The following is a 24,643-nucleotide window of genomic DNA, read 5'->3' on the forward strand; positions in this document are numbered from 1 at the left end:
TTGACGGCCATTCTGTTTTTGCTGCCCACCGGTGCCGTCAGTTGCTGGCATCGGGGTTGACCTTGGCGTAGGTCGCGATGGCACCTGCAGCCAGAGCGATCCCCAAATCAAATGTGTTGGGCTCAAGCCGGGCGACGATCTGTTCTGGCAAGGCCTCGACCACAAGCAAGCCCTGACTGCGTGCGATTAGGCCCATCCCATCGACAGGATCAAGGTGATCCCTGCTCTGGCAACAAGGGTGATCAGTGATCGTGACAACAGCCTGGCCTGCCCGATCAGAATCGCGAACACCGCCACCCGCAGCGGCAGGATCCACGGCGCCACAACCATGGCACCAATGATCACAGCATTGTTGTCGGCGACCAAACCCAGGCTGGCGATCAGGCTGGCGCCAACCGTCAGAACGATGAAGGACTCGTTCAGTCGTGCTTCGCCGTCGTAACTGCGGCGCAGTTCTTCGAGACGATCTTTGTCTTCGAGAAGCGATTGTTGATCAACAACCACGGCTGGCGTTGGTTCAGCTGCGTCGCCCCACAATTACTGGAGGTGTGCTGGCGTTGCTGCCCGGAAGGGCCGGTACCACCTCCGTTTGCCCATCCCATTTGTCGAGGAAAAGCTTGTAAAGCACCTGATCGTCAAGGCTGCGGTTGAGAGTGTCGTAGCGCAGGGCTTCTTGCTCAGCGATCTTCACTTCGGTCTGGGCGCGGAGCAGTTGCTGCTCTGCGATCTGTTTCTGTTCAATGGCAGCGCGATATTCCTCGGCGATCTGCAGGCCTGTGAGGTCTAGACCGCGCACTTCCACATAATCAAATTTGTCGAGTTCTTCGGCGATCGTGCGCTCCACCAGGGCGGAGATGTCGTTCCATTCGGTGGCAATGGTGACGAGCTCGTATTGGGAGAAGACCGATTTCAGGGCTTTCAGCAATGACGGCTGAATGATGCGGGGGTAGATCTCGCGATCGTTGCCGGCGATCGTTCTGTAGATCCGTCCGGCTTCGTTGGGGCGAACGGCATATTTCACGGTTGCGGTGGCTTCGATCACCTGGAGGTCTTTGGTGAGGGTGGCAAATTCCTCCGGTTTGACCTGGGTGCGCACATCAAAGGGATACACCGATTGAATGAACGGCACCTTGAGATTGAGGCCCGGGAGTCTCGATCCTCCGCTCACCTTGCCCAAGGTGGTGACCACGGCAACCTTGCCGGCCGGAACGATGAACAGAGCCTGCCCCAACAACAGCAGCGCGCTGAGAACGACGGCAACCACCACGGCGAGGCTATTGGCGGGATCGTTGATCCGTCGTGGGGTTTGCATGCTGGGCCGAGATCCTGAATCGATGATGTCGGGTTTGCTCGTGGACCGTTGGATTAAGGCCCGGTTCTCCGCCTAACCGACATCATCAGGATCCGAAGGATGCCTAGTTCAACCAAAGCGATTTAAAGGCTCTTGGGTATGAATCGCGCATGCTCATCGAGGTCTCGCGGATGAAGGTGATGCACGCCTTGGATCCGTCGAACACTTTCGCTTTGATCATCATCTGCATGGCTTGCTGAAGCGTTTTTCCTTGTCCCAGGCTGGTGTCGATGATCTTCACCGCTTCGGCCGGTTCACAAGGACCCAGCTCAAGAGCGCCTGCTGAAGACGGGAGCACGCTCAGAGCAATCGCTAGCAGCAGCAATCCGTTCAGGGCACGCATCTGGTCGAGATCTTGTGTTGCTGCACGGAGCCAGCCAATGGCGTGAATCTGAGTCTTGCCTGACAAAATTTTGGTTTGATTTCACTGGCCTGGGCCCTGGCTCATCAGACCTGAATCAGTCTCTTCAGTCATTGAGATGAGTCAGATCCGTGAACAAAGTTGTCCAGATGTGGCTTGCCTCTTCTGCATGGACATGCTCCTTGGCCATGTGAGCTCTGCAGACAGGGCTGCCTTGTCATGGGAGAAGGCATAAAAAACCTCCGTTAAACGGAGGAATAAGCCAAGTAATCCCCATCACCCGGCTTTTCAATAAGTGTAGTGCTTCTCGTCAAGTTTGTGCAGCTGATCCACCAGATGTGGTGGATTGAATTTCACAAAACACCGTTTGGCGGCAGCTTGTCCACAGGAAGGTGGAAAACTTTGGCAGCCCGTGTTGTCGCCATTTCTTCAAAAGGCCTGCAATCACTGGTTCGTTCGGGTAGGCTGTGGATATCCCCATCACTCGGCCGCCCATATGAGGCGGCTTTTTTGTGCCTGGGCTGCCAGTGTGGTCCCGTATTCCACAAGCCCTATGACGGTGAACCGGGAGCAGGCCAGGGATGCGCTGGCGACACTTCTCGAGGTTTTCGCGGGGCCGAACTACTCGGGCGCATTGCGTGATGGTGATCTCACCACCCGCCTTGAGCGATGCACGGGCTGGGTGAAGGCTGAAGCCTCTGAGGCGGCATCTCTGATCGAATCATGCGTCCCCCATGGCAAGCCGATGCTTGCTCAGGCTCAGCAACGCCTGGCTGTTCTGGAATCGTTGAAGATGTTGCAGGCGGTTGCCGTCAGCCATTTCGGCCCCCTCGACGATCCCAGCTAAGGCGCGTCAGTCGCGACGCAGCCAGGGCGAAGCATTGCTAAACCAGTCGCCGAGATCATCTTCTGGATGTTCAGGGTCGTCTGGATGACGTCGCCCCAGGTCGAGATCGGCCATCAAGCCGTCGAGGCCTTGTTGTGTGCCTTCCCGTTGAAAACGTTGCGCTCTGCTCACCCACGTGCTCACGCTTCGATCGCGTTCGGCAAATTTTTGAAGGTAGACGCGTTCCTGGAGTGACACGAACTCACCCTGCGCCAGGCGGCTGCAAATGTTTTGCAGTTTCAAGCGTGTCGATGTGGTCAGCATGATCGGTTCACCTTTTTCAGGTGATAGGGAGTTCCGACCCTGCCGTCAGTGGCCCAAGGCACCATTCGTTGCACGGGTGCATGGGCTGGTTTTCATATCCTGACGGGATGGATCATGAGGAAACCCAGAGCCTGACGCCGATTGCATCGGACTCGCCTTGGCTGGAGCGCTGTGGCACCTTGTTGCGTCCGCAGAGTGATCCTGCCTTGTTCGGTTCAGCGGACGCAGATCTGTATTTCGCTGCAGACGGTCAACCGCGCTTTTACGTGATGCGGATTCGCCGCCGGCCTCCTGTGCTCAAGTCGATGACGCGGCACCATCGCGTGAGTCAGTGTCTGGGGTCTGCCGATGCCCAGCCCTGGTGGCTGGCCATGGCCCCTTCCACGGATTCCGGTTGTCCGCCCCCCGCTTCCTCGATCGCTCTGATCAAGTTTCAGGCCGGAGAAGCCTTCAAGCTGCATCCGGGAACGTGGCATGCAGGCCCTTTTGTTCAGGAGCAATCAGCGCTCTTTTTCAACCTTGAATTGAGAACGACCAACGAAGACGACCACAATTCGCTCGCATTGGCGCAGCTTTTGCGGTTGAACTTGATTTAATTGCCTCTGGCTGTAACGGGATGAACAGCGCAACTGTGATTGTGTGCCCTATATTTATTGTGTAGCAACCGCTACTAACGTTCACTTCGCTACACAGCGAAGCGCAGTTCGACTCAGGGCATGGAACGGGGCCTGAGCTTTCTACGAGGAACACCATGAATGCTCTTCAGCTTCTGAAGGAGCGTGAGCTGCGCGTGCAGCTCCGCAACAGCTCCAAAAAGGCCGTGGCTCGCGGATCTGAATCCGGCGACTACACCTCTGCACATCTCTCTCCCGTCAAGCTGGCGAAAGAGAAGGTTGCTCCAACTCAGTTGAAATACCGAGGAGTGACCTACGAGGCCATGCGAGCCAATTGGCTCTGATCCCTGTTTCATTCAAGGGATGAAGCCCCACTTCGGTGGGGCTTTTTGTTTGGATGGACTGATCGTGCGTGCAAGTCGACAGTGGCCTTTGATGTTGCGACCACCGGGTCAATGTCGTATCTGGATGTAAGGGATCAACTGCCATCGATTGACCCAGAAAATCTTTCGCCGCAGGACGTTCTGACCATTCTCCTGCATCTGTTCCAGCAGCAGCCCGGATTCGTTGACCGTGGCCATGAGGTCAACAATAAAGAGACAGCTTGGGTGAATGGCTTTCTCTTTCGTCTTCAAAATGACGCCTCAGCTGAGCGTCTTTCCATTGAGGAAGTTGGTTCCAGTGTCGATAAAATCTCGGCTTTGCGCTGATTACAACAGCTGATCAAGCGATCCCAACGAGTTTCTGTTGATCCTGCACAGAACGTGCGTGCTCCTCGAGCCTTTGTTCAGTTCGAACCAGGCGCATGTTTGCTGTTCAAGAGCTAACAGTTGATGGTTGGTCCAATCGTGCCGAACACGCTTCCAAAGACAATGCCTTCTGGCATGCCCGTGCCCGTAGTGATGCTGATGGGCACACGTATCGCCTGATCAGCGAGGAAAAGCACGTTGTCTGCCTGCTCACCAGTCGTGGTTCTGAGTGCTGGGAGCTCGACTGATCTGCTGCTCTGCTCCCCCTGTTCAGGCATGATCGGTGGATGGCCGACGACACGCAGCAAACCCATCCGCTTTACGCCATTGATCGCGACCAGATCGATGCTGTGTTGGGTCATGAAGGCGAACCAGGCCCGCAGCAGTTGACAACGATTGCGGCGTTATTATCGCGATATGCGGATTTTCCTGGCGCTGAAGATATTCGTGATGATCTGCAGAAATGTCTCACACTATGGGGACTTTCGCGCGATGAGTTGAATCTCAAGACGCGTGAAATCTGGGAGAGTGGCTGGCGGCCTGGGCAGGATCCTGTGGCTGAAGGTGTTGGTTCTGGGGCCGATGTGGAGGATGCAGACGCTTGATGCTTGCCGGAATGGCTCTTCCCTTAACTGTTTAAACGTGAGCCCCAGATGAGATCGGGTGGCTCCTGTTTCATGGGCGATCAGCCAAAGAGGAAGGCCGCCCTTCCCGGTGGAAAGACGGCCTAACGCGCTCGTTTGTGCATCGTTCAACCCATCACTTCAGCTAGGGAAAGAAAGGGTCGAAGCGTCTGGCTCGAGGCGCCCTGGGGCCATGGGCTCGAGGTGTTGGGTCGTTTTCTCCGAGGGCACCTGAAACGGTGCAAGTGGAGCGTCGATTGGCGTGGCGGACCATTGCGTGCCCACCAAAGGACAAACCCAGGTCATTGTTGAGACTGTTGGAGCAGGGGCCAGAAAGTCAGTCTGCTTCTTCGGTCTGCTGGGGTGGAGTTTCGTCCGTCATGGGCTCCTCCGATCTCGATGCCCATAGTTTTGTGCCTTCTGGGCACAAAGTCATCAGCATTAAGGCGCATTGCCTTGAGGGCTTGAACGATCGATTGTTGGGATGGCGTGCCTTTCAGTTGGTTTCAAGCCTCGGGCTGGTTGTCGACGCCCCTTGATGCCCGCTCTGCCGCTGTGAGGTATTCCTCGATGAGGGGGGAGTGTTCACCCCGCTGAACGGCGCTGATCTCCCGTTCGATGTTCTGAATGAACAGCTCGTTCCCGTTCCGCTTGGCCACCGCAAGCACACGTTCGAGGCGTTCCAGTTCCGCCTGCTGCTCGTTATTCATGCCATGGAACGACAGTGATTCCCCACGCTGGCAGGGTTGGATCAAGAACGCCGAACAAGCTTGCCTGACGTGTTGCTGAGCTCGATGGGTTGTGCTCTGAGGCTGAGGTCAAAACCCGCTTATGCAGCCTCTGATTCCTCCTCCTCATACAAAGCCTTGAGCTGATCGAGCTCAACCATCAGATATTGAATTTCAAGCCAGTCCGTCGAGAGGTCAATGGCGGTTTCCAGGCGGTCAATCTGACGCTTGAGAAGCTCCGGCATTCCGCCATCTGGCTGCATGGCTCCCATGTAACCGCGCATAACGCTGGATGCAAGACGATTGCTGACGACGATTGAGGGAAGGGCTTGCAGCGATCTATCCAGCCGTGTTTGCCCTCACAGACAAGCTGTTTGGCCTGTGGGAATGTTCGTTGGCTTCAACACCTTCCATGACCTTTTTGATGCGCTGGTCGTTCAAGACCGGCTACCACGAAATTGCTTCTAAGAAGTTCCTGGCAACGGGTGCGCCTTTCCCTGAGTGCACGTCCTGGAAGCGTTGGCACGCACCGGGTTCTGTTGAGGGCTGGATTCTCGTGGAGGCAGACAACGCCGATGCCTGTTACGAGCACGCCGCGGAGTGGGCCGAGTGCCTTGACTGGGAGGTCACCCCAGTGCTGTCAGATGAGCAAGCTGGCCCCCTCATCGCCAAGGCCTACAGCTGATTGTTTGATCTGATCGGTGCCCCTCATGCTCCGGGGGGCTCCACAACCCGTTTGAACCCTTCTGACACGTATTCGTTGGAGTGGCTTCGTTTTACACGCCCCCTGATGGATTCGAACCATCGACCGACTGCTTAGAAGGCAGTTGCTCTATCCAGCTGAGCTAAGGGAGCAAGCGCCCACATCTTGGCAGGCTGCTTCGAGGCAGGCTGGATTTGGAAGCCTTGCGCCACCTAAGGTGATGGGCTCTTGATCGGCATCCATGGCCCCGCGTCGTCTCAGCGACAGCGAGAAGCAGGATCTGGTCGGTCGTTACAAGGCCGGCGAGTCAACATCAGCTTTGGCTGAGGCCTTCGGCTGCAGCCCTAACACCGTGAGCCGCACGGTGAAAGCACTGTTGCCAGCTGATGCTTATACCGCGCTGAAGGCCAGCAGGCAAAAGGGGCTGGCGACTCCTCCTCCGCCAACCGTCACTCAGGCGGAAGAACCAGAGGCTGACTCCCTCAAGGAAGACGACAGCAGCCTGGCTCTTGATGACGCCGATGACTTCGGCGAAGACTCTGATGAGGAGCTCGCCGAAGACGATGACAACGGCAGCGTTGAAACGTTCACGGAGCTTGTTCCCCTGCTCGGGGTGGGCGATCTCAGTGATCGCCCAATGAATCAAGCCCAACCGTTCAGTGTCGACCTGCTGCCGGACAGCGCTTACATGCTGGTCGACAAGGTGGTCGAGCTGGATGCGCGCCCCCTCAAGGAGTTCCCCGAGTTGGGCCTCCTCGACGATGCCGAGCAGGAACGTCAGGGGTTGTGCCTGTTTGCCAGCCCCCGCGCGGCCAAGCGCCAGTGCGGGCGGAGTCAGCGGGTGATCAAGGTTCCTGATACGGCTGTATTTCAGCGCACCAGCAGTTACCTGCTGGCCAGGGGCATTACACGACTGGTGCTGGACGGAACCTTGATTGCGCTGGATGCCTGAGCACCGCCGCTGATTGCTCTTACCTGATTGCTCTTAATCGAAGCGATCGCGTTGATCGGGAAGCAAAACGGCCGTTGCGGTTCCGCCGCTGATTACCCCGATCACCATCGCAATCCCCACGAGAAAACCCGTGGGAAGAGGCACTGAGCGCTGCCCCCCGAGTTGGAGCCCGTGGCGATCCTGAAGGTTCTGGGCTCCAAGGCAGAGCAGCAGCAGCAGCAGCAGGCCACCGCCAAAGCTGATCAGCAGAAGACGCAGGCGAATTAACACAGCACAACCGTCGACGGGCTCAGTTTGACGTGCCCTGGTGCAAGAGGGCATACAGGCGTCGTCTGGACAGCCCTGTGGTCTGGGCCAGTTGCCGGGCAGCGTCGCTGGCGCTTGCACCCTCGTCCTGCAACACCTGCAGCTGCCTGAGCAGGTCGTCGTCGTTGGGTTCTTCCACGTCCTGCGATGGTGCTCCCCCCAGCACAACCGTGCACTCCCCCTGAGGTGGGTGCTGCTGAAAGTGCAGCAGGGCGCGATCCACCGTTGGTCCCACCTGCTCCTCATGGCGTTTGGTCAGTTCCCGTGCTACGTGCAGAGGACGGTCTCCTCCGCAGTGGTGCTGGAGTTCCTCGAGCAACGTGATCAGGCGGTGCGGCGCTTCGTACAGCACCGTTGTGCGGGGTTCATGGCTGATGGCTTCGAGGCGGGCCCGCCGTTCCTTGCCTTTGGTCGGCAGAAATCCTTCGAAGCAGAAGCGTCCGCTGGGCAGGCCGCTGCTCACCAGAGCAGTGGTGGCGGCGCAGGGGCCGGGGATGCAGATCACGGGATGGCCGGCCTGGTGCGCGGCGGCCACAAGCTCTTCACCGGGGTCGCTGATGCCCGGCAGCCCGGCATCACTGATCACCGCCAGGCTTTGACCCTCCGCCAGCAGATCCAGCAGTTGGGGCACGCGGGTGCGGGTGTTGTGCTGATGAAAGGACAGCTTGCGACCGCCCGCACCAAGTCTGCTGAGCAGCTGTCCGCTGTGGCGGGTGTCTTCACAGGCGATCACATCCACGCTGCGGAGCAAGTCACGGGCGCGTGGTGACAGGTCCCCCAGATGACCAATGGGAGTGCCCACCAGATAAAGGCTGCCGCCACTTGGTTCATCCCCCTGCATCACAATGGCCAGCGCCTCTGTTGATCATGATGCCCAGCTCTGCCGTCCTCCCCGCTGGCGTTGACAAGGAGGCTCTGCTGACGGAAGTGCGTCGCCTGAGTTGGGGTGCCGCCGACATCCTGCGGGCCTATGCCCGCGGTGAGCAGCCTCCGCATGGTTTCCCCAAGGCTTTGAGTGTCGATGAAGGCGGAGAGGGCCCCGTCTCTGCAGCTGATCTGGCCGTGAACCAGTGGTTGCTGGATGGTCTGTCGGCCGCGTTCCCCCAGGCCGACTGGACGCTGCTCAGCGAGGAGACCGCCAAGGAGCAGCTCACGGAAGGCCAACCGCTGCCGGCGGAATGGCTGTGGATTCTCGATCCCCTGGATGGCACCAAGGATTTCCTGCAGGGCACAGGCGAATACGCCGTTCATCTGGCCCTGGTGCGCGACAAGCGGCCGGTGATCGGCGTTGTGCTTCTGCCGGAAGCCGATGAACTTTGGATCGGCATCGTTGGTGAGGGTGCCTGGTGTGAAGACCGTCAGAGTGAGCGGTCGCCGGTTCGCTTCAGCGACAGAAGTGAGGTTTCAGATCTGATCCTGGTGGCCAGCCGCAGCCACCGCGACGACCGTTTGGTCAAGCTCATTGATGCCCTCAATCTCGGCGGTTCCAAAGCCGTGGGCAGCGTTGGCTTCAAGGTGGCCACGATCCTGAGAGGTGAAACCGACCTCTATGTTTCCCTCTCCGGCAAGAGCGCTCCCAAGGATTGGGACATGGCTGCTCCGGAGGCGGTGTTGCTGGCGGCCGGTGGTCGTTTCACCCATGCCGATCAGGCCGACCTCACGTACAACACTGGCGATGTGCGTCAGGCCGGCTGTCTGATCGCCAGCCATGGAAAAGCCCACGCCGAGCTCGGAGAGCGTGCGACGCGGGCCATGGCCGAGATCGATCCCGGCTTTCAGGTCTGAGACCTGATCAGCTGAGCGGTGCCACCGGGGTGGGCTGAGGCTCCACTTCGGCGGCATCGCCGGCCTGGGGCACACCACGCAGTGTGAGGTTGATGCGGCCGCGGTTGTCGATTTCGCGCACCCGCACGGTCACCTCGTCGCCCACCTTCACCACGTCTTCGACCTTCTCGACGCGAGCTTCGGAGAGCTGCGAGATGTGGATCATGCCTTCCTTGCCCGGAAGGATCTCCACGAAGGCGCCGATCGGGATGATCCGGGTGATCGAACCGGAGAACACCTCACCCTCGTTCACCTTGCGGGTCAGGCCTTCGATGATCTTCTGGGCTTCTTCAGCCGCAGCACCATCGTGGGACGCGATGGTCACAATGCCGCCGTCCTCGATGTCGATCTTGGTGTTGGTGCGCTCGGTGATGCCCTTGATCGTGCGTCCACCGGGGCCAATCACGGTGCCGATCAGCTCTGGATCAATCCGGAAGCTGAGCAGACGTGGGGCATGGGGAGACAGGTTGTCCCGAGGGGTGTCGATCGCCTCGAGCATCTTCTCGAGGATGTGGAGCCGTGCCGGACGTGCCTGGTTAACGGCTTCAGCCACCGTCTTCACCGAGAGGCCGGTGATCTTCATGTCCATCTGCAGGGCGGTGATGCCCTTCTCGCTACCGGCCACCTTGAAGTCCATGTCGCCAAGGAAGTCCTCGATGCCCTGGATGTCGGTGAGGATCCGCACCTCATCGCCCTCTTTGATCAGACCCATGGCTGCGCCACTCACCGGAGCCTTCAGCGGCACGCCGGCATCCATCAGCGACAGGGTGCTGCCGCAGACGGAACCCATCGAGGTGGAGCCATTGGAGCTGAGCACTTCGCTCACCACGCGCACCACGTAGGGGAAGGTGTCCTTCTCGGGAAGCACCGGAAGAATGGCGCGTTCGGCGAGGGCGCCATGGCCGATCTCACGACGACCGGGGGAGCGCATCGGCCGCGTTTCACCGACGGAGTAGGGCGGGAAGTTGTAGTGGTGCAGGTACAGCTTCTCGGTGTTGGGATGGAGATCGTCCATCTCCTGGGCATCGCTGGGGGTGCCCAGGGTTGCGGTGGAGAGCACCTGGGTGAGTCCGCGTTGGAACAGACCAGAACCATGCACCCGGCGCGGCAGGACGCCGGCCATGGCGCTGATCTGACGCACCTCGTCGAGGCCGCGTCCATCCACACGCTTGCCGTCTTTGAGAATCTGCTGGCGCATCAACTTCTTGGTCAGCGCCTTGAAGCTGTTGCCGAGCAGTTTCGGGCTGCTGGCCAGGGCTTGGCGAACGGCGTGGTCGTCCTTGAGACCTGCGATGGTCTCGGACACCTCGCTCTTCACGGTTTCCAGGGCTGTGTCCCGCTCGTCCTTGCTCTGATCAAATTTGCTGAGGACAGCGCTGATCGCCTTGGTGCACTGCTTCTCGAGATAGGCAGGAACGGTGCTGTCTTCCTCCGGCTTCTCCGGCTTCACCTGGGTGATGCCCAGATCCTTCAGCAGCTGTTCCTGTGCCTTGATCAGTTCGCAGATCGCTTCGTAGCCGAAATCAATCGCCTCGATTACGTCTTGCTCGGGCAGCTGGTTGGCGCCGGCCTCAACCATCACCACGCCGTCAGGGGTGCCGGCGACCACCAGGTCCAGATCACCCCGTTCGATCTCCCGATAACTCGGGTTGAGCACGAAGTCATCCCCGAGCAGTCCCACCCGCACGGCGGCCATCGGGCCGTTGAAGGGGATGCCCGCCAGCAACGTGGCAATCGATGCACCCGTCACCGCAAGAACATCGGCGGGGACCCGCTCATCAAGGGACAGGCAGGTGGCCACCACCTGCAGGTCGTCGCGCAGCCAGCTGGGGAACAGTGGCCGCATCGGGCGGTCAATCAGTCGGGCCGTGAGCGTGGCCCGTTCGGGGGGGCGGCTCTCACGACGCATGTAGCTGCCGGGAATGCGGCCAGCTGCATAAAGCCGCTCCTCGTAATCGCAGATCAGTGGCAGGAAATCAATGCCTTCTCGGCCGCCTGAACGGGTTGCGGTCACAAGCACGGCGGTGTCGCCACACTCCACCAAGACGGATCCTCCCGCCTGAGGGGCGAAGCGCCCGGTGGTCAGTCGAATCTCGCGTCCGTCAAAGGAGATCGACTGGGTTTGTCCTTGCACGACGTCTTATGTCCTTTTGTCAATCCCAAGTCTGACATTTCATGGCTGCTCTTCACAAGAAAGGGGAGGCCAAGCCTCCCCCTCACGACGCCGTGGCGACAGGCTGATCACCAGCTGGACTTGACCACGCCGGGGAGTTCACCTTTGTGGGCGCGCTCACGCAGCTGGTTACGGCAGAGACCGAAATCGCGATAGACGCCGCGGGGCTTGCCGGTGGCCCAGCAGCGGTTGCGCACACGGATGCGTGCGCTGTTGCGGGGCAGAGCCTGGATCTTGCGATGGATTTCCAGGCGATCCATCGGATCTTCGGCTGCGTTGAAGGCTGCCATCAGTGCTGCGCGCTTGGCTGCATAGCGCTCAACCGTTTTCTTGCGCTTCACATCGCGAGCGATCATCGACTTCTTGGCCATGCAGCTGAGAGCAGCGAGTGAACGAATCGTCAACGATACATGGGCGCCATCACCCCCCTAGCGACCCATCAATTGCTGGACCACCGGCAGTTGGCTGGTGTCACGCACGATCAGCACAAGCGTGAGCCCAACCAACAGAAGAAAACCGGATTGCACGAAGGCCATTTGGATCCGTTCGGACACCGGACGCCCCCGAACGGATTGAATCGCCAGCATCATCATCTGCCAGCCATCGAGCAGCGGCAGCGGCAGTGAATTGAGCACCGCCAGATTGATGGAGATCAGGGCTGAGAAGAGCACCAACCCGGATCCCCCCTGCTGGCTGAGCTGAGCTCCCATCTCAACGATTTTGACGGGGCCACTCACCTGCCCCGCCGTGGCGCGGAAGTTGGTCAGGAGGCCGGCGTAGCCACGCACGGTTTGCTGCAGCATTTGGCTGAATTGCGAGCCGGTGGTGAGCACCAGTTCACCGGGATTGCGCACAGGGCGCATCTCCCCACTGATGTTGGCCTGCAGCTGGGCGCCGATTTTTCCTGTGCCCTGTTGATCGTCAGGGATGAGTTCAAGGGTGGACGTCTCGTCTCCTCGCTTTCGCTCCACACGGATCGCTCGCTCGGGTGCTGCTTTCACATCCCGAACCATCGCTTCAACGCCCCGTTGTCCTGCAGCAAGGGGTTGGGCATTCAGGCTGAGGATCTGGTCACCGGCACGAAGCCCGGAGCGGGCGGCAGCGCCACCCTGTTGCACCTGCACCACCAGAACCCCCGGATCCGGCGCGGCGGGAACGCCGACAAACGCTGCCTGAGCGAACAGCACCACCAGTGCCAAGGCCAGGTTGGCCAATACCCCTGCAGCCACCACTAGGGCTTGCTGGGGGATGGGCCGGTTGCGCAGCAGATCCGGATCATCAGCCGGGATCGTGCTCTCCTCATCGTCGTCAGGGAAGGCGACGAAACCACCCAGGGGCAGCAGCCGCAGGGCGTAGGTCACCCCACGCCGTTGCCGCTTGATCAGGGCCGGGCCAAAGCCAATGGAAAAACCGCTGACGCGGATGCCCTGGAGCGTGGCAGCGAGGAAATGGCCGGCCTCATGCACCACGATCAGCAGGGCGAGCACCAGAAGGGCGGCCAACACGTTCATATGTCCGTCAGGAGTCCAGTCGGATCATTCTGGCTGGAGTCGCTCGCGGCCGACGTAGGGCACCAGCGCTTTGGGCAGCAGGACGCTGCCGTCGGGCTGTTGGCCGTTCTCCAACAGGGCCGCCATGGTTCTGCCGACGGCCAGGCCACTGCCGTTCAGGGTGTGAACCAACTTTGTGGCCTTGCCCTCCTTGGTGCGAATGGAGGACCGTCGTGCCTGGAAATCGCCACAGACGCTGCAACTGGAGATTTCCCGGTAAGCCCCTGCTCCCGGCAGCCAAACCTCGAGGTCGTAGGTCCGGCGGGCGGAAAAGCCGAGGTCGGCGGTGCAGAGGTCCAAGACCCGATAGGGCAGCTCCAGCGCCTGAAGCACGGCCTCTGCATCGGCCGTGATCTGTTGGTGCGCCTCTTCGGAGTGATCGGGGTGCACAAACCAGTACAGCTCCACCTTGTTGAATTGGTGCAGGCGGATCAGGCCACGGGTGTCGCGGCCGTAGCTGCCGGCCTCACGGCGGAAGCAGGGGCTGTAGGCGGCGTAGCGCAGGGGCAGTTGATCTGCCGGGATGATTTCGTCCCGGTGCAGGGAGGTCACGGGCACCTCAGCGGTCGGTGTCAGCCAGAGGTCGTCCTCCGCGCAACGGAAGCTTTCCTCAGCGAACTTGGGCAGTTGTCCTGATCCGGTGAGGCTGGCGCTGTTCACCAGCACAGGGGGCAGCACCTCGCGGTAGCCCTTGCTCGTGTGGAGGTCGAGCATGAAATTGATCAGGCCACGCTCCAGCCGTGCCCCCTGGCCCATCAGCGTGACAAAACGGCTCTGCGCAATGCGGACGGAGCGTTCGGTGTCGAACAGCTGTAACCGCTCAGCGATCTGCCAGTGCTCGTCGAGGCTGTCATCAACCCGGGGGGTACCCCAGCGGCGCACTTCAACGTTGTCGTCTTCGCTGCGCCCATCAGGACAGGCCTCTGAGGGGAGGTTGGGGAACCCCAGCAGCTGCTGCTTGAGCTCACTGGAGAGCTGCTTCTCTTCTTCCTCCAGCACCGCCACCTTCTGCTTGATGGCATTGCCCTGTTGGCGGAGTTCGGCGACCTCGTCGCCTTTGGGATCAGCGCCCGAATTGATGCGTTGGCCGACTTCCTTGCCGATCCGGTTTCCTTCCGCCTGCAGGTTGCTGCGTTGTTGCTCCAGATCGCGCTGCTGCTGGGCAATCAACTGCAGTTTGGTGAGATCAACAGCCTTACCTCGACGCCCCAGTTGCTGGGCGATCGTTTCGGGGTTGTCACGCACAAGGCGCTGATCGAGCACGGTTTCAGGGGCGTCAGCGCCGGCAGCCTATGGCAGTCCGTTTCAGAGCACCTGGCCGACCATCACCGCCGCGATGCCCGAGAACAGGGTGATGCCAAGGGCGGTGAGGGGGCTTTGCCCCTGGGCGACGGCCATGGTCGTGATCACACCGGCACCAAGGCAGGCCACGCAGAGCTGAGTGGCGATGTCGTTGCGGCTCTCCACGTTGGTCCTGCTGTTGTTGGGACCGTAGGGAGCGCGCCGGCCAGCGCCTTACTCAAGGCGGGTGTTCGTTACGCCGCGTCAGGCTTCGTTACCTGCAGCAACAGAGGCGGGGCGGGCACGGCCGCCGTCAGCCCACTGTTTCAGCCGCTCGAGTTGTTCGCTGGCGGTGCGGGAGAGGGGGATGAGCTGGGAGGCCGCTCCAATCAGATCAGGCTCCATCAACTCACGGTTGTCGGCAAAGGCCAGGTGCATCGCTTCGATCACGGTCTGCTCCAGCTCGGCACCTGAGAAGCCCTCACTGCGGCTTACCACCGTCTCCAGGGGAAGCTTCAGCCCCGGTCGTCTCCGTTCCAGATGCAGCTCAAGAATGCTGTGGCGCTCAGCGCTGCTGGGCAGATCGAGCATGAAGATCTCATCGAAACGTCCCTTGCGCAGCAGCTCCGGTGGCAGCTTCTCAACGCCGTTGGCGGTGGCCACCACGAACACCGGTGACTGTTTCTCCGCCATCCAGGTGAGCACGTTGGCCAGAACCCGCTGGGTTGTGCCGCCGTCACTGCGGCCATCCCCGCCGAAGCCCTTGTCGATCTCATCGATCCAGAGCACGCAGGGTGCCATGGCTTCAGCCCGTTGGATCATCTCGCGGGTGCGTGCCTCGCTGGCCCCCACCAAACCCGCGAACAGCCGCCCCACATCCAGCCGCAACAGTGGCATCGACCAACTGCAGGCAATGGCCTTGGCCGTGAGTGATTTGCCGGTGCCTTGAGGACCCACGAGCAGGACGCCACGGGGCAGAGGCAGTCCGAAACGCCGTGCATCTTCCGAGAAGGCCCGGTGCCGTTGGTTCAGCCAGGTCTTGAGACCATCGAGGCCTCCGATGGCTTCGGTGCCCGCATCGCTGCGACAGAACTCCAGCACTTCACTGCGGGCAATCGTCTGGCGTTTTTCGTCCAGAACGTCCTGCAGATCCTCAGATCCCAACTGGCCACGGCGGGCCAGGGCCCGGGCGGCCACCTGGCGAACACGCATCTCGCTGAGCCCGCTGCAGGCCTGAGCCAATTCATCCAGGACAGGAGCTGGCAGTGGGCTGCCGCTGCTAGTGCCGATGCTGCTGATCAGACGGCGCAGGTCGTCGTTGTCGGGAAGGGGGAGATCAAGAAGCGTGAGGCTTTCTTCCAGATCGCTGGGGGGTGTCCATTGCCCGCAGCACAACACCAGGGTGTGCGGGGTGCTGCGCAGGGATACTTCGAGATTGCGCAGCATCCGGGCAACGCCCGGGTCATCGCAAAAACGATGAAAATCCTTGGCGAGCAGAAGGGTTGGGCTGCCCGCATCCCGTTGCTGAAGCCACTGCAGCATGGCCATCGGTTGACGGCTCCCCTGGCCATCGGCATTCACCGGCCCGCTGATGCCATCGATGAAATTCCAGCAGACCAGCTGGCGTGCAAGCCGCTGAGCAGCCTCTCCCAGCAGGCTCTCCACCCGGGCTTCCTCATTGCTCCGCACCCAGATCAGGGGTGTGCGCGCCCGCACCAGAAGGTCGATCTGATGTCCCCAGGTGGCACTGCTCATGGCTGATCGATCTGCTGCTGAAGCTGCTGCAGGGCCTGCCAGCGGGGATCCACAGCCTTTGTCTTGGTGTCTGGGATCACGGGCTGCTGCTGGAGGCCGGGTGGGCCTGGGCAGTGGTCACCGCAGTGGTTGACGACCGGCAACAGCAGGTTGAGTTGTTCGAAGGCCCATTGCTGGGGGTCAAATTGACCGCGTGGATCGAGAACATCCACCAGCCCTTCCATCTCGGCCACCTCTCCGGAAAGCTCCAGCTCGTCGGCCGTCGGTTGCTCGTCTCCCAGCCAGATCAGCTCGGAAGGCGTGCAGCTGAGCTTCTGATTGAACTGATTCAGGCAGCGATCGCAGCAGAGAGTGACGATCGTGTTGAGTCTCCCCTCAACCGCCAAGACGTTGCCGCGGTGCTCTGCGGAAACATGGCCTCGCACTGGTGTGAGTGAGGGGAGCTCATCCAGCTCACCCTCAACCTCCCAGACTTTCGCGGTGCCGAGGGCCCGGAGCTCCTGGAGGGGAACAGGCTCCAGTGCCTCGATCACTTGCCCTTCGGTTCAAAGGGCAGGCGTGAGCCGCCTGAGGTGGCAGAGACCGTCACTGTTTTCTGGGCCATTTGCTGATCCAGAATTTTCTGCAGGTTGTCGGGCAGTGCCTCTTTGGTGAGGATGAAGGTCTGCAGGCCTTGGAAGATGTTGGCGATCAGCATGTAGAGCAGAACGCCGGCGGGGAGTGGGAAGAACAAGAACATCCCCGTGATCATCACCGGAGTGATTTTGTTGGCCGTGGCCTGCTGAGGGTTGGCAGGCATGCCCATGCCAGACAGCAGTTGGGAGATGAACAGGGTGATGCCGAAGCCGGCAACGAGAATGGCGATGTCCCAGTTGATGGCACCGTCGGCATAAAAGCCGACCTGGCCCAGGGCTTTAATGAACAGGAAGCCGCTACGGGCTGCCAGGCCCGGAATCTTCGCTTCAACGGTGGCGTCACCGGAGGCGAGTGCCGTGATCGTGCCGTCCTCGCTGACGCTGACGATGTCATCACCTTTGGTCACTGCCCATGTGGGGGAGAAGCGTCCAGGGTTCTCAACATCCGTGAGCACGTCGCTGAAGGCGCGACCGTCTTTCGTATGAAGGTTCACGGTGGCGCTGTCGCCAACGCCGATCTTGGTGCCCCTCGGCAGGCTGGCGATCACCGGCACGTGGTCGGTTTCACCGATGAAGATGGAATGGCTGGCGCTGTTGAAGGGTTTGGGTTCAACGGCAGCGATCTGGTCGGCCGGCAACACCTTCATGTTCAAGGTGTAAGGGACATCGGCGAACGGTGACCCCCGCAGGGTTGCAAACAGTGCAAACAGGATCGGCATCTGCACCAGCAGCGGCAGGCATCCCGCCAGGGGGCTGCCGAATTCCTTCATCACATTGCCCAGCTCCTCCTGCTGTTTCTGAGGATTGTTGGCATATCGGCTTTTGATCTCAGCCTGACGTTTCTGAATCACCGGTTGGGCGATGCGCATGCGCCGAGCGCTGCGAATCGATCCTGCGCTCAGGGGGTAGAGCGCGATCCGGATCACGAGGGTGAGGGCGACGATGGCCAGGCCATAGCTCGGAACCAACCCGTAGAAGAAGTCCAGGATTGGAATCAGCAGGTTGTCGGAGATGTATCCGATCACGTTGAAGAAACGGGGGGGCGGGATGTTGTGAGGCCAGTGTGCATGAACAACTGCACTCAGGCGGCGAAACCTTCAGTGGTTTTCTCTTGAGCTTTGGCCGCACGGCTGCTGATGCGTTCGAGGATGTAGGCCTCAACTTCCCGGAATCGGGGCATCGAGCGCAGTTCGAGCCTGGCGCCGTCCTTGAGCACTAACACCATGTCTCCCCAGGCACCGAAGCCCCGGGGCACGGTGCGCACTTCGCTGATCTGTGAATACACCACCTGGGTTTTGTCTTTGCCCATCCAGCCCCCCGTCACCGAGATGCGGCGACTGGTGATGCGGAAGCGAAGCCAAAGGGCCCGAACAACAGCTCCGATGGTGAAGGGAAGACCGATCAGCGTGAAGCCAAGCAGGATGTTGAAGATCAGATCCCCGCGGGCTGGTCCACCGTCGTAGTGGACATCTTCCTGAATGCTGGTCATGGATCCAGTCCGGCGCTTATCAGAAGACTGTCGCATTCTTCGAGCAACTGTGTGGGTTCGGCTTCCGCGGCTTCCGGGCGAAGGCTGATCAGCAACCACCGGCCCGCCAGATCGTTTCGTTGTTCAAAACGTCGACGCAGGTGGTCGTGCAGAAGCCTCCTGAGGCGGTTCCGCTTAACGGAACGCTTGCTCACCTTGTTGCTGATCACTAGGGCGCAGCGGCAGGTTCTTTCCTGGATGCCCCGCAACTCCCGGCGAAGCAGATTGGAATCACCTGCAGCGACGCGCAGAACCATCAAGGTTCCGTGTTGGCGCTTGGAGGACCGGTGCAAACGGTTGAAGCATCGATGCCCGCGCAATCGCATGGAGGCGGGAAGGACCATCAACCAATCCTGTTTGGGGATGTCGAATCTGGGATGAATCCTCTGGATTCATCCCACACCGTCAAGCGGCGAGGCGGGCGCGGCCGCGCTTGCGGCGCGTGCGGATCACACGACGGCCGGTGTGGGAGCGCATCCGTACACGGAAACCCGAGACGCGCTTCCTCTTGCGGTTTGTTCCCCCGAGGGTGCGCTTGGTCATGGACGTCTCCTGGCTACCGGCCGATCTGAATCTGGGATTTTATCAGTCAGTCCACATCGATCAGCCAGCTGCCGCGGTAGCTGGACATCGGCACATCTCCGGGGGCCTGCACCAGGGCGTTGAACTGATACATGCGATTCCCCTGGGGGTTGAACAGCTTGATGTGAAGCGAGTAGTCCCCGTCTGAAGGCAGCGGCGTGTCGGGGAAGACCACGATTTCTGTTTGGTCTTTGTTGACCTCGATCACCGCCGGGATCTCTTCGAGACACTTGCTCCGGCTCATCATGCTGCCAACGCTGGTGCGGCAAATGCGCATGCGGTGGGGCTTGAGCTTGGAGTCGAAGTAGTCCGGAACGGTGACGGTGAGTTTGAGAATCGCGGTCTTGCGGTCCTTTTCGCGCAGGGTGAGGTACCACTCCGAGCGGTCGTTTTCGTTGCTGGAGGTTTGGTAGTAGTACAGCTTCCGGTAGTCCCGGTCGTTGTCCCAGCGGAATTCCATCAGCCCCGGTGTGCCCTGGGCGTGGGCGATCTGCTCGGGAGTTCCGGTGAGTGCTGAGCCCATCAACAGAGCTGCAGCGGTTCCGGCTCCAGCAAGCAAGCGTCTGATGGTGGAACGGGCCATGGGAAGAATCTTGATGATGGGATTCTCCTGAGTCCAACCAGTGGGCGGTGATCTCAGGGGTCGGAGGCTGATCTGTCAGTTGTGACCAGATCTGTCTGGACGGAGCCGCTGGGCGTCGCCCTGATAAGGATGCACGGGTAGCTGGTCCTGTGGGATCCAGGCGTGGGCCAGAACACGGATGCAGCGGGGGAGGTCGCCTTGAACAGCCATTTGCTGGCAATCCAGCAAAGCCACCGTGTCCCAGCCGGGCCGCCGTCGTGCAATGGCCGCCGGGAAACAGGCGTCGAGATCGGCTGTGACCGAGAAGGTCACCGACACCAGCTGGTCGGGGGTCAGACCATTGCCATCGACAAGGGCGTCCATCAGGGCGCTGACCGCCGCATGGATGGCCTCCGTGCTGTTCTCCGTGCAGGTGGTGGCCCCGCGCAGGCCTCTCAGAACAAGGGGTGAGCTGGTCATGGGCGGTACAGCCAAAGCACCTGACCGCTCCCCATCAATTCAATCGAGAGTCGCTGCTGCAGTTGATGCAGGAGCTGGGACCCAGGCAGCAGGCCACTGAGCTTGCGGCGTTGCTTGCCCAGGGTGACGGGGCGAATGTCGTCCGCATCGAGATCGGCCAGCTGCGCCGCGAGGCGACGGGCATGGTCTTCGTCGCCGAGTTCATCCACCAAGCCCAGCGCCTGTGCCTGTTCTCCGCTGAACACCCGTCCATCGGCGAAGCGCTTCACCGTTTCCAGCTCAAGGTTTCGTCCCTGCGCCACAACACCAACGAACTGGCCATAGCTGCTGTCGATCAGCTCCTGAAGCAACGCACGTTCGGCATCGCTCAGCGGACGATCCGGGGAAAGGATGTCCTTGAACGGGCCGCTCTTCACCGTGTCGAAGCGAATCCCGATCTTTTCGAACACCCGCGAGAGGTCGTTGCCCCGCAGGATCACCCCGATGGAACCGGTGATCGTGCCGGGATTGGCGACGATTTTCTCCGCAGCCACACCGATGTAGACGCCGCCGGAGGCGGAGATGTTGCCGAAGCTGGCTACCACACGACAGCCCTGTTCCCGGAGCCGCAGCAGGGCTGCATGAATCTCCTGGCTGTCTCCGACCGTGCCGCCGGGGCTGTCAATGCGCAGCAGCAGTGCTGGAAATTCCCTTTGCTTCACCTCCCGCAGCGCTTTGAGCACCCGCTTCCGCGTGGCACCGGTGATGGGGCCATCAACAACGATGCGCGCCATCCGTCGTCGGGATTTTCGCCGCCAGGGCCAGATCATGTTGCGCATCTGCATCGCTCCAGATCTTAAAAAGAGCACCCCAGCGCCCATCCATGCCGTCGTTGCGACTCTGGTTTCTGATGGTGTTGCCCTTCGCGCTCTGGGGAACGGCGATGACCGCCATGGCCCCATTGCTCGCCAGCGCAGGGCCTTGGCTGGTTGCTGGCTTGCGCCTTGTGCCCGCCGGTTTGGCTCTTCTGCTCTGGGGCCAGTGCACCGGCCGAGGCCTGGCGATAGATTCCCGTGATCGGCCTTGGTTCCTCCTGTTCACCCTGGTGGATGCCACCTTGTTTCAAGGGCTGTTGGCGCGGGGGTTGGAGGGCACAGGCGCGGGTCTCGGTTCCGTCCTGATTGATTGCCAACCTCTGTTGGTGGCCCTGATGGCACGCGCGTTGTTCATGGAGTCGATCAATCCCATCGGCTGGATGGGGCTGGCCATCGGTTTGGCTGGAATCGTCTGCATAGGCCTACCGGCTGAGCTGTTGGGACATTGGTGGTTGCTGGCTGACCCGCCGGTGGTGCAGCAGTTGTTTCAGCCCGGTGAGGGCTGGATGTTGCTTGCGGCCGTCGCCATGGCAGCTGGGACGGTGTTGATTCGCTTTGCCTCACGCCACAGTGATCCGGTCAGCGTTACGGCCTGGCACATGGTGCTGGGGGGACTTCCCTTGCTCGGGGTTCATGCCCTGCAGCGCACGGATGCCGGCTTGGTCTGGACGGCAACGGACTGGGCGCGCATGGGGTACGCAAGTTTGCTCGGAAGCGCCCTGGCCTACGGATTGTTCTTCTGGTTCGCCAATCAGCGCGATCTCACCAGTTTCAGCAGCCTTGGATTTCTCACCCCTGTGTTTGCCTTGGCCACCGGTGGTTGGTTGCTGGGAGAGCGCCTTGATCTGCTCCAGTGGATCGGTGTTGTGATGGTGCTCGTGTCGGTGATCTTTGTGAGTCAACGTCGCCGGTTCTGGGAGCCGCTACCGCTTGCGGACCCCTCCTCATGACGGAGTCGCCGCTTCACCTCGTCATCGTCAACACGCCCATCGGGGCCCTCGGTAGTGGCGAGGGTGGAGGTGTGGAGCTCACCCTCCGATCCTTGGTGCAGGGGTTGGTACGGCGTGGCCACAGGGTCACGGTTGTGGCCGCCAAGGGCTCCACGCTCCCCGTCGACTGCAGCGGAGTTGAGTTGCTGGAGGTGGAGGGTGTGAACCAGCCCAGCTGGCAGCACGCCGCCGAGCATGCGCCGGTCGAAATTCCCCGTAATGGGCTTCTGCCGGCTCTCTGGGAGGCCGCGCTCGATGTGGGTCAGTCCGCCGCCGCCGTGATCAACGGTGGCTACGACTGGCTGCCGCTGTGGCTGACGCAACGGGTCAGCGCCAGGCTCTTTCATCTCGTGAGCATGGGGGATGTGGCTGCGGTGATGCGCGATGTGATCGAAGCCGTCGCCGCCTGGGATTCCCGTCGCCTTGCTTTTCACACCCACCGCCAGGCCGCTGATTTCCGGCTGCCTTCTCCGCCCAGTGTTGTGGGCAACGGATTTGATCTCAGCAACTACACCTTTCAAGGGCAGACCAATGGCCCTCTGGGTTGGGCGGGCCGCATCGCACCGGAAAAGGGGCTGGAGGATGCTGCTGCTGCCGCTGCCGCCCTGGGTGAACAGCTTCTGGTTTGGGGATTGCGTGAGGACGATGCCTATGCGCGGCAGGTGGAGTCGAGTGTTCCCAAGGGCACGATCGACTGGCGTGGATTTCGATCGACCCAGGAGCTGCAGCAGGAGATGGGCCACTGCCGCGCTCTGATCAACACACCGAAATGGAATGAGGCCTACGGCAATGTTGTGGTTGAAGCCCTGGCCTGTGGTGTTCCGGTCGTCGCCTATGACCGCGGTGGACCGGGGGAGCTGATTTGTTCCGGTCGCACTGGCTGGTTGGTGCCGCCCGACGATGTTGCTGCCCTCACGGAGGCGCTTCGGCGCGTCGACAGCATTGAGCGCTCCCTCTGCCGCAGCTGGGCTGAAGAGCACGCCTCCTGTGAGGTCTTCAGTCAGCGTGTTGAAGCGTGGGTTCGAACAGGACTGATGGCGGATGTCAGCATCAACCGCAGGAGCTGAGGGTCCCTTGTCGGTCAATGTTTCAGGACGCCAGCGACGCCAGGTTCTGGCACTTGTGCTGACCCTGGGACTCGTTATCACCTTTTGGCGGTTGGGATCCACCGGTGTGGTGGATGAAACTCCGCCGTTGTTTGCCGCAGCCGGACGGGCCATGGCTGACACCGGCGATTGGCTGACGCCTCGGGTGAACGGCTTGCCCCGTTACGACAAACCGCCCCTGGTGTACTGGCTGATGGGGTTCGGTTATGCCTTGCCCGGCCGCGAGGTTTGGGATCCTCTCGGCAGTTGGGCGGCACGGCTTCCTTCCGCCCTGGCCACGCTCGGACTGATGCTTGGCCTCGCCGATACGGTGCTGCGCTGGCCGTTCCCCGGCGATGCGCGTCCGCGTTTGACGGCACTGATCGCACCGCTGGCCTTTGCCTTCTCGCCGCTGGTGCTCGTCTGGAGCCGCACCGCAGTGAGTGATGCCCTGCTGTGTGGCCTGTTGGGTCTCAGCCTGTTGTTGCAGTGGAGGCGTTTTGCCGCCCCCCAAGAGGTGGCCTGGTGGCCAGCCTGGGTGATTCTCGGATTCGCCGTGCTGGCCAAGGGGCCTGTTGCTGTGGTGCTGTCTGGTCTCGCTCTGCTGATGTTCGGAGCGTTGCGACGGGATCTTGTTCAACCCTGGCAGCGGCTGCGCCCGCTGCCAGGGTTGCTGCTCACCGCTCTGATCAGCCTTCCCTGGTATGCCCTGGAGTTGCTGGTGGAAGGACAGCCCTTCTGGGACAGCTTTTTCGGCTACCACAACCTTCAACGCTTCACCTCCGTGGTGAACAATCACCTGCAGCCCTGGTGGTTTTTCGGCCCGGTGATGCTCGTGGCTGCCCTGCCCTTCACGCCCTACCTGCTGATTGGCCTGGCACGGGTGCCCCGATCTCGGATCGCTCCGGAGCATTCGTTGCATCAATTCGCAGCGTGCTGGCTGTTGGCGGTGCTGCTGCTGTTCACCACCGCAGCCACCAAGCTCCCGAGTTATTGGTTGCCCGCCACCCCCGCGGCGGCCCTGTTGGTGGCCCAGGCCACTGTGGGCTCTGAGGTGGGCTCTTCGCGCTGGCAACGGATGGCCTGGGCAACTTGCCTGGCCTTGATCGCCGTCCTGGCTGCTGGGTTCTGGCTGGGATCGCTCTGGGTTCCCTTGATCGAGGATCCGGAGATGCCGACGCTGTCGGTGGATTTACTCGCCAGCGGTTTGTTGAAGTGGGCTGCGGTCTGGTTCATCGCTGCAGCCGTGCTTGGAGCCGGTCTGTTGCTTCAGCGTCGTGCTGCTGCTCAAGCCTTGCTGGCCATGCAGGGCTGTCTGCTCGGATTTCATCTCACGGCTCTGGTTCCCATCGCCGAACTCGCCGATCGTCTGCGTCAGCAGCCCGTGCGTGACGCGGCCTCACTGATGTTGTCGCAGCAGCGCCGTGGAGAGCCCATGGTCATGGTTGGCGTCATGAAGCCTTCGCTGCACTTCTACACAGGCCAGGTGATCCTTTACGAAGGCCAATCCGATGGGGCGTTGGTCAACATTGCGGATCGCCTGGCCCATGAACAGCGACGCGGCTGGAGTGGATATCCCCTCGGGAGCCCCGGTGCCTCCAGAACCGTGCTGGTGCTGATCGATCGCGGAACGGCAGAACGGGATCATTGGAGGAACCTGCAGCCTGAGCTGCTGGGACAGATCGGGATCTACGACGTTTGGCGTCTGGACCGCACTCGCCTTGAGCAACGGGCACAAACCCTGATGGCCGATGGCGTCGATGCCGACTGGGAGGAGCCGCGCCCGGAGCGGTATTGAGTTGTAGCGC

General features: G+C 61.0%; 35 protein-coding genes and 1 tRNA gene. 12 read left to right on the forward strand and 24 right to left on the reverse strand.

From position 1 onward, the window contains the following. Positions 1-37 precede the first annotated feature (37 nt). The 4 genes from DXY03_RS12425 to DXY03_RS10230 form a co-directional block, all read right to left on the reverse strand. Positions 38-196: a DUF389 domain-containing protein gene (locus tag DXY03_RS12425; protein WP_179948702.1), complete on the reverse strand. Its 159-nt coding sequence runs from the start codon at positions 194-196 to the stop codon at positions 38-40. Further along, positions 187-504, reverse strand: a complete 318-nt coding sequence (locus tag DXY03_RS10220; RefSeq protein ID WP_179948703.1) for a hypothetical protein — start codon at positions 502-504, stop codon at positions 187-189. Before DXY03_RS10220 ends, DXY03_RS12425 begins: the two co-directional genes overlap by 10 nt. 13 nt (positions 505-517) lie before the next feature. Then, a complete protein-coding gene (locus tag DXY03_RS10225) occupies positions 518-1,312 on the reverse strand; it encodes a prohibitin family protein (protein ID WP_115010334.1) in 795 nt (264 codons plus the stop codon). Between the two features lie 103 nt (positions 1,313-1,415). After that, positions 1,416-1,694 (reverse strand): hypothetical protein, encoded by a 279-nt coding sequence (locus tag DXY03_RS10230; protein ID WP_114988186.1) that lies wholly within the window; start codon positions 1,692-1,694, stop codon positions 1,416-1,418. A gap of 571 nt (positions 1,695-2,265) precedes the next feature. Between DXY03_RS10230 and DXY03_RS10235 the strand changes: the two genes are divergently transcribed. Next, positions 2,266-2,559 carry a hypothetical protein gene (locus DXY03_RS10235; protein WP_115010335.1) on the forward strand — a complete coding sequence of 98 codons (294 nt, stop codon included), beginning with the start codon at positions 2,266-2,268 and terminating at the stop codon, positions 2,557-2,559. Between the two features lie 6 nt (positions 2,560-2,565). Here the strand turns inward: DXY03_RS10235 and DXY03_RS10240 are convergent, their stop codons facing one another. Then, positions 2,566-2,862 (reverse strand): hypothetical protein, encoded by a 297-nt coding sequence (locus DXY03_RS10240; RefSeq protein WP_115010336.1) that lies wholly within the window; start codon positions 2,860-2,862, stop codon positions 2,566-2,568. A gap of 107 nt (positions 2,863-2,969) precedes the next feature. On the opposite strand from DXY03_RS10240, the gene DXY03_RS10245 reads away from it, so the two are divergent. From DXY03_RS10245 to DXY03_RS10265, 5 genes are all read left to right on the forward strand, one after another. Further along, positions 2,970-3,458, forward strand: a complete 489-nt coding sequence (locus DXY03_RS10245) for a hypothetical protein (RefSeq protein WP_244272429.1) — start codon at positions 2,970-2,972, stop codon at positions 3,456-3,458. Between the two features lie 155 nt (positions 3,459-3,613). Then, on the forward strand, positions 3,614-3,820 hold the full coding sequence (locus DXY03_RS10250; RefSeq protein WP_114988190.1) for a hypothetical protein: 207 nt from the start codon (positions 3,614-3,616) through the stop codon (positions 3,818-3,820). Between the two features lie 81 nt (positions 3,821-3,901). Continuing rightward, positions 3,902-4,186, forward strand: coding sequence for a hypothetical protein (locus DXY03_RS10255; RefSeq protein ID WP_115010338.1), 285 nt, complete (start codon positions 3,902-3,904; stop codon positions 4,184-4,186). 95 nt (positions 4,187-4,281) lie between these two features. Continuing rightward, on the forward strand, positions 4,282-4,473 hold the full coding sequence (locus tag DXY03_RS10260; RefSeq protein WP_006850529.1) for a hypothetical protein: 192 nt from the start codon (positions 4,282-4,284) through the stop codon (positions 4,471-4,473). A gap of 39 nt (positions 4,474-4,512) precedes the next feature. Then, positions 4,513-4,830 (forward strand): DUF3288 family protein, encoded by a 318-nt coding sequence (locus DXY03_RS10265; RefSeq protein WP_115010339.1) that lies wholly within the window; start codon positions 4,513-4,515, stop codon positions 4,828-4,830. A 524-nt stretch (positions 4,831-5,354) separates the two neighbouring features. Here the strand turns inward: DXY03_RS10265 and DXY03_RS10275 are convergent. Together DXY03_RS10275 and DXY03_RS10280 are read right to left on the reverse strand one after the other, a co-directional pair. Then, positions 5,355-5,558 (reverse strand): hypothetical protein, encoded by a 204-nt coding sequence (locus DXY03_RS10275; RefSeq protein WP_115010414.1) that lies wholly within the window; start codon positions 5,556-5,558, stop codon positions 5,355-5,357. 119 nt (positions 5,559-5,677) lie between these two features. Then, complete coding sequence (locus tag DXY03_RS10280) at positions 5,678-5,860, reverse strand: hypothetical protein (RefSeq protein WP_114988193.1); 183 nt, start codon at positions 5,858-5,860, stop codon at positions 5,678-5,680. A 128-nt stretch (positions 5,861-5,988) separates the two neighbouring features. On the opposite strand from DXY03_RS10280, the gene DXY03_RS10285 reads away from it, so the two are divergent. Continuing rightward, positions 5,989-6,261 (forward strand): DUF3303 domain-containing protein, encoded by a 273-nt coding sequence (locus DXY03_RS10285; protein ID WP_115010415.1) that lies wholly within the window; start codon positions 5,989-5,991, stop codon positions 6,259-6,261. Positions 6,262-6,357: 96 nt separating this feature from the next. Here the strand turns inward: DXY03_RS10285 and DXY03_RS10290 are convergent. Continuing rightward, positions 6,358-6,431, reverse strand: a tRNA-Arg gene (locus DXY03_RS10290). 89 nt (positions 6,432-6,520) lie between these two features. On the opposite strand from DXY03_RS10290, the gene DXY03_RS10295 reads away from it, so the two are divergent. Beyond that, positions 6,521-7,231, forward strand: a complete 711-nt coding sequence (locus tag DXY03_RS10295) for a helix-turn-helix domain-containing protein (protein ID WP_115010340.1) — start codon at positions 6,521-6,523, stop codon at positions 7,229-7,231. Positions 7,232-7,264: 33 nt separating this feature from the next. Here the strand turns inward: DXY03_RS10295 and DXY03_RS10300 are convergent, their stop codons facing one another. Further along, positions 7,265-7,501 carry a hypothetical protein gene (locus DXY03_RS10300; RefSeq protein ID WP_115010341.1) on the reverse strand — a complete coding sequence of 79 codons (237 nt, stop codon included), beginning with the start codon at positions 7,499-7,501 and terminating at the stop codon, positions 7,265-7,267. A gap of 19 nt (positions 7,502-7,520) precedes the next feature. Continuing rightward, positions 7,521-8,378, reverse strand: coding sequence for a 16S rRNA (cytidine(1402)-2'-O)-methyltransferase (gene rsmI / locus DXY03_RS10305; protein ID WP_115010342.1), 858 nt, complete (start codon positions 8,376-8,378; stop codon positions 7,521-7,523). A 26-nt stretch (positions 8,379-8,404) separates the two neighbouring features. On the opposite strand from rsmI, the gene DXY03_RS10310 reads away from it, so the two are divergent. Next, positions 8,405-9,322 (forward strand): 3'(2'),5'-bisphosphate nucleotidase CysQ, encoded by a 918-nt coding sequence (locus DXY03_RS10310; RefSeq protein WP_115010416.1) that lies wholly within the window; start codon positions 8,405-8,407, stop codon positions 9,320-9,322. Positions 9,323-9,329: 7 nt separating this feature from the next. On the opposite strand, the gene DXY03_RS10315 is transcribed toward DXY03_RS10310, so the two are convergent. The 14 genes from DXY03_RS10315 to sppA form a co-directional block, all read right to left on the reverse strand. After that, a complete protein-coding gene (locus DXY03_RS10315; RefSeq protein ID WP_115010343.1) occupies positions 9,330-11,495 on the reverse strand; it encodes a polyribonucleotide nucleotidyltransferase in 2,166 nt (721 codons plus the stop codon). 107 nt (positions 11,496-11,602) lie between these two features. Next, entirely contained in the window at positions 11,603-11,905 is a 303-nt protein-coding gene (gene rpsN, locus DXY03_RS10320) for a 30S ribosomal protein S14 (protein WP_011363576.1), read from the reverse strand. A 57-nt stretch (positions 11,906-11,962) separates the two neighbouring features. Continuing rightward, positions 11,963-13,045: an RIP metalloprotease RseP gene (gene rseP, locus DXY03_RS10325; protein ID WP_115010344.1), complete on the reverse strand. Its 1,083-nt coding sequence runs from the start codon at positions 13,043-13,045 to the stop codon at positions 11,963-11,965. A 24-nt stretch (positions 13,046-13,069) separates the two neighbouring features. After that, the gene (serS, locus tag DXY03_RS10330; RefSeq protein WP_115010345.1) at positions 13,070-14,347 is read right to left on the reverse strand and encodes a serine--tRNA ligase; all 1,278 of its coding nucleotides are present in this window, start codon (positions 14,345-14,347) and stop codon (positions 13,070-13,072) included. Between the two features lie 42 nt (positions 14,348-14,389). Continuing rightward, on the reverse strand, positions 14,390-14,551 hold the full coding sequence (locus tag DXY03_RS12380; protein ID WP_006852120.1) for a hypothetical protein: 162 nt from the start codon (positions 14,549-14,551) through the stop codon (positions 14,390-14,392). A 78-nt stretch (positions 14,552-14,629) separates the two neighbouring features. Then, positions 14,630-16,120: an AAA family ATPase gene (locus DXY03_RS10335; protein ID WP_115010346.1), complete on the reverse strand. Its 1,491-nt coding sequence runs from the start codon at positions 16,118-16,120 to the stop codon at positions 14,630-14,632. Next, a complete protein-coding gene (locus tag DXY03_RS10340; protein ID WP_115010347.1) occupies positions 16,117-16,653 on the reverse strand; it encodes a DUF177 domain-containing protein in 537 nt (178 codons plus the stop codon). The genes DXY03_RS10335 and DXY03_RS10340 overlap by 4 nt, the downstream gene beginning before the upstream one ends. Further along, complete coding sequence (yidC, locus tag DXY03_RS10345; protein ID WP_114988224.1) at positions 16,650-17,780, reverse strand: membrane protein insertase YidC; 1,131 nt, start codon at positions 17,778-17,780, stop codon at positions 16,650-16,652. The genes DXY03_RS10340 and yidC overlap by 4 nt, the downstream gene beginning before the upstream one ends. A 56-nt stretch (positions 17,781-17,836) precedes the next feature. Further along, positions 17,837-18,244, reverse strand: coding sequence for a PH domain-containing protein (locus DXY03_RS10350; RefSeq protein ID WP_114988225.1), 408 nt, complete (start codon positions 18,242-18,244; stop codon positions 17,837-17,839). Further along, positions 18,241-18,627: a ribonuclease P protein component gene (locus DXY03_RS10355; RefSeq protein ID WP_115010348.1), complete on the reverse strand. Its 387-nt coding sequence runs from the start codon at positions 18,625-18,627 to the stop codon at positions 18,241-18,243. The genes DXY03_RS10350 and DXY03_RS10355 overlap by 4 nt, the downstream gene beginning before the upstream one ends. A gap of 61 nt (positions 18,628-18,688) precedes the next feature. Continuing rightward, entirely contained in the window at positions 18,689-18,826 is a 138-nt protein-coding gene (gene rpmH, locus DXY03_RS10360) for a 50S ribosomal protein L34 (RefSeq protein ID WP_011363584.1), read from the reverse strand. A gap of 46 nt (positions 18,827-18,872) precedes the next feature. Further along, entirely contained in the window at positions 18,873-19,448 is a 576-nt protein-coding gene (locus DXY03_RS10365) for a DUF2808 domain-containing protein (RefSeq protein ID WP_115010349.1), read from the reverse strand. Positions 19,449-19,523: 75 nt separating this feature from the next. Further along, complete coding sequence (aroH, locus tag DXY03_RS10370; RefSeq protein ID WP_115010350.1) at positions 19,524-19,907, reverse strand: chorismate mutase; 384 nt, start codon at positions 19,905-19,907, stop codon at positions 19,524-19,526. Then, complete coding sequence (gene sppA / locus DXY03_RS10375) at positions 19,904-20,716, reverse strand: signal peptide peptidase SppA (RefSeq protein ID WP_115010417.1); 813 nt, start codon at positions 20,714-20,716, stop codon at positions 19,904-19,906. Before sppA ends, aroH begins: the two co-directional genes overlap by 4 nt. Positions 20,717-20,769: 53 nt before the next feature. Between sppA and DXY03_RS10380 the strand changes: the two genes are divergently transcribed. The 3 genes from DXY03_RS10380 to DXY03_RS10390 are packed head-to-tail and all read left to right on the forward strand — an operon-like array spanning position 20,770 to position 24,633. After that, a complete protein-coding gene (locus DXY03_RS10380; RefSeq protein ID WP_114988229.1) occupies positions 20,770-21,711 on the forward strand; it encodes a DMT family transporter in 942 nt (313 codons plus the stop codon). After that, complete coding sequence (locus DXY03_RS10385) at positions 21,708-22,817, forward strand: glycosyltransferase (RefSeq protein WP_115010351.1); 1,110 nt, start codon at positions 21,708-21,710, stop codon at positions 22,815-22,817. The genes DXY03_RS10380 and DXY03_RS10385 overlap by 4 nt, the downstream gene beginning before the upstream one ends. Beyond that, positions 22,792-24,633, forward strand: a complete 1,842-nt coding sequence (locus DXY03_RS10390) for a glycosyltransferase family 39 protein (protein WP_115010352.1) — start codon at positions 22,792-22,794, stop codon at positions 24,631-24,633. Before DXY03_RS10385 ends, DXY03_RS10390 begins: the two co-directional genes overlap by 26 nt. Positions 24,634-24,643: the final 10 nt, after the last annotated feature.

It is taken from the genome of Synechococcus sp. N5 (genome assembly GCF_900473925.1).
GTDB lineage: Bacteria > Cyanobacteriota > Cyanobacteriia > PCC-6307 > Cyanobiaceae > Parasynechococcus.

What these genes read in the sequence shown, in the direction of transcription:
- DXY03_RS10380 (WP_114988229.1), top strand. Translation starts at nt 20,770, where the DNA reads ATGCCGTCGTTGCGACTCTGGTTTCTGATGGTGTTGCCCTTCGCGCTC.
- DXY03_RS10295 (WP_115010340.1), top strand. Translation starts at nt 6,521, where the DNA reads ATGGCCCCGCGTCGTCTCAGCGACAGCGAGAAGCAGGATCTGGTCGGT.
- DXY03_RS10285 (WP_115010415.1), top strand. Translation starts at nt 5,989, where the DNA reads ATGACCTTTTTGATGCGCTGGTCGTTCAAGACCGGCTACCACGAAATT.
- DXY03_RS10365 (WP_115010349.1), bottom strand. Translation starts at nt 19,448, where the DNA reads ATGGCCCGTTCCACCATCAGACGCTTGCTTGCTGGAGCCGGAACCGCT.
- DXY03_RS10230 (WP_114988186.1), bottom strand. Translation starts at nt 1,694, where the DNA reads ATGCGTGCCCTGAACGGATTGCTGCTGCTAGCGATTGCTCTGAGCGTG.
- rpsN (WP_011363576.1), bottom strand. Translation starts at nt 11,905, where the DNA reads ATGGCCAAGAAGTCGATGATCGCTCGCGATGTGAAGCGCAAGAAAACG.
- sppA (WP_115010417.1), bottom strand. Translation starts at nt 20,716, where the DNA reads ATGATCTGGCCCTGGCGGCGAAAATCCCGACGACGGATGGCGCGCATC.
- DXY03_RS10225 (WP_115010334.1), bottom strand. Translation starts at nt 1,312, where the DNA reads ATGCAAACCCCACGACGGATCAACGATCCCGCCAATAGCCTCGCCGTG.
- DXY03_RS10250 (WP_114988190.1), top strand. Translation starts at nt 3,614, where the DNA reads ATGAATGCTCTTCAGCTTCTGAAGGAGCGTGAGCTGCGCGTGCAGCTC.
- DXY03_RS10390 (WP_115010352.1), top strand. Translation starts at nt 22,792, where the DNA reads ATGTCAGCATCAACCGCAGGAGCTGAGGGTCCCTTGTCGGTCAATGTT.
- DXY03_RS10385 (WP_115010351.1), top strand. Translation starts at nt 21,708, where the DNA reads ATGACGGAGTCGCCGCTTCACCTCGTCATCGTCAACACGCCCATCGGG.
- rsmI (WP_115010342.1), bottom strand. Translation starts at nt 8,378, where the DNA reads ATGCAGGGGGATGAACCAAGTGGCGGCAGCCTTTATCTGGTGGGCACT.
- aroH (WP_115010350.1), bottom strand. Translation starts at nt 19,907, where the DNA reads ATGACCAGCTCACCCCTTGTTCTGAGAGGCCTGCGCGGGGCCACCACC.
- rseP (WP_115010344.1), bottom strand. Translation starts at nt 13,045, where the DNA reads ATGAACGTGTTGGCCGCCCTTCTGGTGCTCGCCCTGCTGATCGTGGTG.
- DXY03_RS12425 (WP_179948702.1), bottom strand. Translation starts at nt 196, where the DNA reads ATGGGCCTAATCGCACGCAGTCAGGGCTTGCTTGTGGTCGAGGCCTTG.
- DXY03_RS10265 (WP_115010339.1), top strand. Translation starts at nt 4,513, where the DNA reads ATGGCCGACGACACGCAGCAAACCCATCCGCTTTACGCCATTGATCGC.
- DXY03_RS10275 (WP_115010414.1), bottom strand. Translation starts at nt 5,558, where the DNA reads ATGAATAACGAGCAGCAGGCGGAACTGGAACGCCTCGAACGTGTGCTT.
- DXY03_RS10240 (WP_115010336.1), bottom strand. Translation starts at nt 2,862, where the DNA reads ATGCTGACCACATCGACACGCTTGAAACTGCAAAACATTTGCAGCCGC.
- DXY03_RS10310 (WP_115010416.1), top strand. Translation starts at nt 8,405, where the DNA reads ATGATGCCCAGCTCTGCCGTCCTCCCCGCTGGCGTTGACAAGGAGGCT.
- DXY03_RS10245 (WP_244272429.1), top strand. Translation starts at nt 2,970, where the DNA reads ATGGATCATGAGGAAACCCAGAGCCTGACGCCGATTGCATCGGACTCG.
- DXY03_RS10335 (WP_115010346.1), bottom strand. Translation starts at nt 16,120, where the DNA reads ATGAGCAGTGCCACCTGGGGACATCAGATCGACCTTCTGGTGCGGGCG.
- DXY03_RS10350 (WP_114988225.1), bottom strand. Translation starts at nt 18,244, where the DNA reads ATGACCAGCATTCAGGAAGATGTCCACTACGACGGTGGACCAGCCCGC.
- rpmH (WP_011363584.1), bottom strand. Translation starts at nt 18,826, where the DNA reads ATGACCAAGCGCACCCTCGGGGGAACAAACCGCAAGAGGAAGCGCGTC.
- DXY03_RS10355 (WP_115010348.1), bottom strand. Translation starts at nt 18,627, where the DNA reads ATGGTCCTTCCCGCCTCCATGCGATTGCGCGGGCATCGATGCTTCAAC.
- DXY03_RS10260 (WP_006850529.1), top strand. Translation starts at nt 4,282, where the DNA reads ATGTTTGCTGTTCAAGAGCTAACAGTTGATGGTTGGTCCAATCGTGCC.
- DXY03_RS10280 (WP_114988193.1), bottom strand. Translation starts at nt 5,860, where the DNA reads ATGCGCGGTTACATGGGAGCCATGCAGCCAGATGGCGGAATGCCGGAG.
- DXY03_RS10235 (WP_115010335.1), top strand. Translation starts at nt 2,266, where the DNA reads ATGACGGTGAACCGGGAGCAGGCCAGGGATGCGCTGGCGACACTTCTC.